This is a genomic window from Streptomyces sp. NPDC004667 (genome assembly GCF_040609475.1).
GTDB lineage: Bacteria > Actinomycetota > Actinomycetes > Streptomycetales > Streptomycetaceae > Streptomyces.
This window is the reverse complement of the sequence record NZ_JBEXKC010000203.1, coordinates 1-4,058: the sequence shown is the minus strand read 5'-3', so window position 1 is coordinate 4,058 and position 4,058 is coordinate 1. Positions and strand designations below refer to the sequence as shown.

The following is a 4,058-nucleotide window of genomic DNA, read 5'->3' as shown; positions in this document are numbered from 1 at the left end:
GCCGCTCGGGCAGGGCCGGCACGACGACGGCCCGGCCGCTGAGGCGGGCCTCGCGCAGTACCCCGGCGACGTCCTCCTCGCGCAGGTCGCAGCACAACCCGTCCAGGCCCGCGGCGCGCAGGGCGCCGGCGTACACGGCCAGGCCGTCGCCCTCGCGCTGCTCCCGCAGGTACACGGTGGCGGGGCCGGACGCCAGCAGGGCCGCGAGCCGGTGGGCGAACCGCTCGCCCGCCGTGTCGGACGGCAGTGGTCGAGGCATCGGGCGCAGCAGCGCGAGCAGTGCGGCGTCCGGGGTGTCGTCGCCGAGGAGGTGCCCGACCAGCCGGTCGGGCACGCGCAGCGATCGCGTCAGGAAGGGGCGTTCGGGCTCGTCGACCTCCAGCAGGCCGAGGGCGGCGAGGGGCGCGTGGGCGTGCAGCCGGGCCCGGGCCGCGGGGGACTGCGCCGGCACCCCGCACAGGTCGAGGGCGAGGGCGACGGTGGCCCGGCGCCTGCTCACGTCGTCGTTGAGGTATCCGTAGAGCGGTTCGAAGGTCCGGTCGACGTCGGGAGCGAGGGCGACCAGCAGGACGGCGACGTCGAGCGCGGTCAGGCCCGCACGTCCGGCCAGCCGGCCCAGCCGGTCGTCGGGGCCGGGTAAGGGCTCCTCGTCGACGGCCCGACCGGTGCCGGTGGGCCGTGATCCCGCCCCGTCGTCCGTCAACGCGGGCCAAGTGCCGAGGAGATGGCGCACCGCCTCCTCGGAGAGGTAGAGGCCGCGCAGGGGGTCGTCGGCCGTGGGATCGCCGGCGGCCCGCCGCTCGACCAGCGCCGACACCCGCCCGCGCAGCCCGTCGAGGCGGGCGAGCAACGCGCGGGCGGGGCCGTCTGCGGCACCGTCCGGCTCCCCGGCGCCGGCCGTCCGCGGATCCGCCGCCGGGACGGCGTACGGGGCGCTCATCGCTCCTCCGGGCCGCCGGGGGCGGCCTGCGCTTCCGGGCGGGGGGCGGCGTTCTTGCGGGCGGCCCGTGCCGCCCGGGCGGCCGCCACCTGGTGGGGACGGTGCGAACGCCCGCCGGACGCCGCCGGGTCGCCGTCCACACCGCCCGCCCGGACCGTCACGCCCTCCGTGACCGGTGGCCCCGCGTCGTACTCCGGGAAGGCCGGGAAGGGGACGGTCACCACCAGGTCGAGGGAAGGCTTCAGCTCGCCGCCCAGCGCGGACCAGATCTCGGCGAGCGAGCGCGACTCCGTCTGGCTGCCGGCCACCGTCAGCGGCACCGAGAGACCCAGCGCGCGCAGGGAACCCGGCAGTTCGTCCGACGGCACCACCTCACGGGGCAGCAGCGTCGCGAGTACGGCGGACAGCAGCCGGTGCTCGTCCTGCGGGGTCTTCGTCCACGCCGTCACCAGGTACGACAGCCGGAACCACCGCGGCGGACGGCCCCGCCGCACGACCACGTCGAGTTCGTCCCGCACCGCCACGTGGCCGCGCTGACGCCGGGCCACGTCCTCCCGGATGTCGTACAGGTACGTGTTGACCACGGGGGCGTTGCGCCGGGCCGCCCAGTCACGGGTCGGCGCCTCGAAGGACACCTCGATCCCCGAACCCGTCAACGCCCCGCCGCCCAGCAGGCCCTTGAGTACCTCGTCCACCTCGTGGATCACGCCTGCGCTCCCGCTCTGCCCGCACGGCCGATTCCGCCCGGCACGTCGTCCGCCGCCGATCGTCCCCCGGGCGTCCGCCGGGCCGCAGGGGCACGGGGGACGGCCGCCGGGCAGTCCGCCCTGCCCGCGCGGACACATCGGGCCGCCTCGGGCTGCCCGAACGGTCAGATATAGCCTTCCCGAAGGGCAAAAGCCACGGCGTGCGCGCGATTGCGCAGGTGGAGCCGCGTGGTGAGCCCGTGCATGACGTTCTTGACGGTCCGTTCGGAGTAGGAGAGCTTGCCCGCGATCTCACCGGTGTCGAGGCCCTCGGAGACCAGGCGCAGGACGTCCACCTCACGCGGGGTGAGCCCGAGGGCCGGCGGGCCGGGCCGGCCCGCCGCACCCCGGTGCAACGTGCCCACCTGCTGGATGAGCCGGCCGAGCAGATCGGCGGGCAGGTCGCCGTCACCGCGGGACGCCGCCAGTACCGCCTGCACCAGCCGTTCGGCGGTGGCCTCATGACGCCAGACGATCGCGGCGACACCGCATTCCACCACGTCCAGCAGCTCGTTCTCCCGCATCGAAGCCACCACGAGCACGGCGCGCGCCCCCTCGCTGCGCACGATCCGGCGCAGCCGGGTCAGCGCCGCCTCGTCGAGCGCGTCCTCCACGAGCAGGGCCACCGTGCCCGGACCGGACTCCTCGCGCAGCTCGATCTCCGGGTGTCTGCGCAACTGGCCGACCGCCCCCTCACGGCTGATCGGGTCCGCGGCGGACACCGCCACGGGGACGCGCCGGCCCGCGGAGCCGGCGTTCGGGCCCGTGCCCGGAGCGGACGTGGTCATGGTCGGGGGTGAGTGGAGCAAGCGTTTCCCCTGTTCAGCGGCCGCCGCGCAACGCGGGTCGGTAGCGGATGAGCACCCTCAACCCTTCTGCGGGCACCGCCGGGACCGCAATCGTGGAGCACCACGAGCCGCACCACGAGACCGTGGCGGCGAACACCACGAGACGGGCCGTCTCCGCGCGCGTCCGCGCAGGTCACGAAGGGTCGCGCCGGCATCGGGGCGGGGGTCCGGTACCGGTAGTGAGGTACGCCACTTCACACGACCGCGCCACGGATTCCGACGTCTCCATCGGCGGGAAGCACACCATTCACCTCGGGAGGCACCGATGACAGGACCGCTCCGCGAACGCGACGGCGCCCGGGAACTGCTCGCGGCCGAGACGGAGCGGGCCCGCTCCGGGTCCGGCGGCCTGGTGCTGCTCCGGGGGGCCACCGGCACCGGCCGGACCTCCGTGCTGGAGGACGCCGTACGGGACGCCGCGGCGCGCGGCCTGCGGGTGCTGCGGACACGCTGCTCGCCGGAGGATACCGGCATGCCGTTCGCCACGGTGCTCCAACTCCTCGGACCGGTAAAGGACTTCACCGACCTCGGACCCGACGCCGACGACCGGGGGAGCGCCGCCCGGCTGTGGCGGCTGCTGTGCGCGTACGCGGCCGAGGGCCCGCTCCTGCTGGCGGTCGACGACGTCCACCTGGCAGACGCCCCGTCACGCCGTTGGCTGCGGGAGGCGGTGCGCCGGATCGACCGATTACCGGTGCTGCTCGTGGCGAGCGAACGCAGCCAGTACGACGTCGACCCACGGGGCGCGGGGCTCGCCCATTCCCTGCCCCCTTCCCTCGTCCGCACCCACACGATCGCCCCGCTCGGTGACACGGCCGCCGCCGAGCTCGTCCGCGCCGCTTTCCCGACTGCCGGACCCGCCTGGACGGCGGAGTGCGTACGGGCCGGGACGGGCAACCCCATGCTCCTGCACGCCCTGCTCGACGACCTCGGCGGCCCGCGGCCGGCCGGCCCAGGGGCGGCCGGGGCCCCGCCGCTGCCGGACACCTGCGCCGCGCTGTACTCCGGGAGCTATCCGGCGGCGGTCTCGTGGTGGCTGAACAGCGCGGGCGCGGCGACGGCCGAGGTGGCCCGGTGCCTCGCGGCACTGGAGGAGGCCTGGCCGCAGGAGACGGAAGAGGCAAGCGGGGCAGAAGAGACGAAAGAGGCAGAAGAGGCGGAAGGGTCGCCGGAGACGGCGGCGGCGCAGGACACCCGGGAGACACCGCAACCGTGCACCGGGGGCGGCCCGGCCGACCCGGTGGGCCCGGACGTGGCCAGGACACTGGCCGAGGCGGCCGGCGCGGATCCCGCACGGGTCACGGGCTGGCTCACCGCGATGACCCGCATCGGACTCCTGCGCCCGGACTCCGCGGGCCGGCCCCGCTTCGCCCACCGCCTGCTGCGGGACGCCGTGCTGACCGGCTGGCCGACGGCCCGACGCGAAGCGGCGCACCGGGTGGCCGCCGAGGCGATGCTGCGGCGCGGCGAACGCGTCGAGGCGGTCGCCGCCCATCTGCTGCGCGCGCCGGGCGTCGGCCTGCC

3 protein-coding genes and 1 pseudogene are annotated in these 4,058 nt (G+C 76.1%); 1 reads left to right on the top strand and 3 read right to left on the bottom strand.

The features are described 5' to 3' along the window. The 3 genes and pseudogenes from ABZW32_RS39145 to ABZW32_RS39135 form a co-directional block, all read right to left on the bottom strand. A pseudogene (locus ABZW32_RS39145) lies at nucleotides 1-940 on the bottom strand (ATP-binding protein); the annotation flags it as partial. Next, complete coding sequence (locus tag ABZW32_RS39140; RefSeq protein WP_356225594.1) at nucleotides 937-1,647, bottom strand: DUF4255 domain-containing protein; 711 nt, start codon at nucleotides 1,645-1,647, stop codon at nucleotides 937-939. The gene ABZW32_RS39140 and the pseudogene ABZW32_RS39145, both read right to left, overlap by 4 nt. A gap of 164 nt (nucleotides 1,648-1,811) precedes the next feature. Further along, nucleotides 1,812-2,474 (bottom strand): response regulator transcription factor, encoded by a 663-nt coding sequence (locus ABZW32_RS39135; protein WP_356225592.1) that lies wholly within the window; start codon nucleotides 2,472-2,474, stop codon nucleotides 1,812-1,814. A gap of 325 nt (nucleotides 2,475-2,799) precedes the next feature. Here ABZW32_RS39135 and ABZW32_RS39130 point away from each other — a divergent pair. Continuing rightward, nucleotides 2,800-4,058, top strand: a 1,259-nt coding sequence (locus ABZW32_RS39130; protein ID WP_356225590.1) for an ATP-binding protein, incomplete at its 3' end; no start/stop codon positions are given.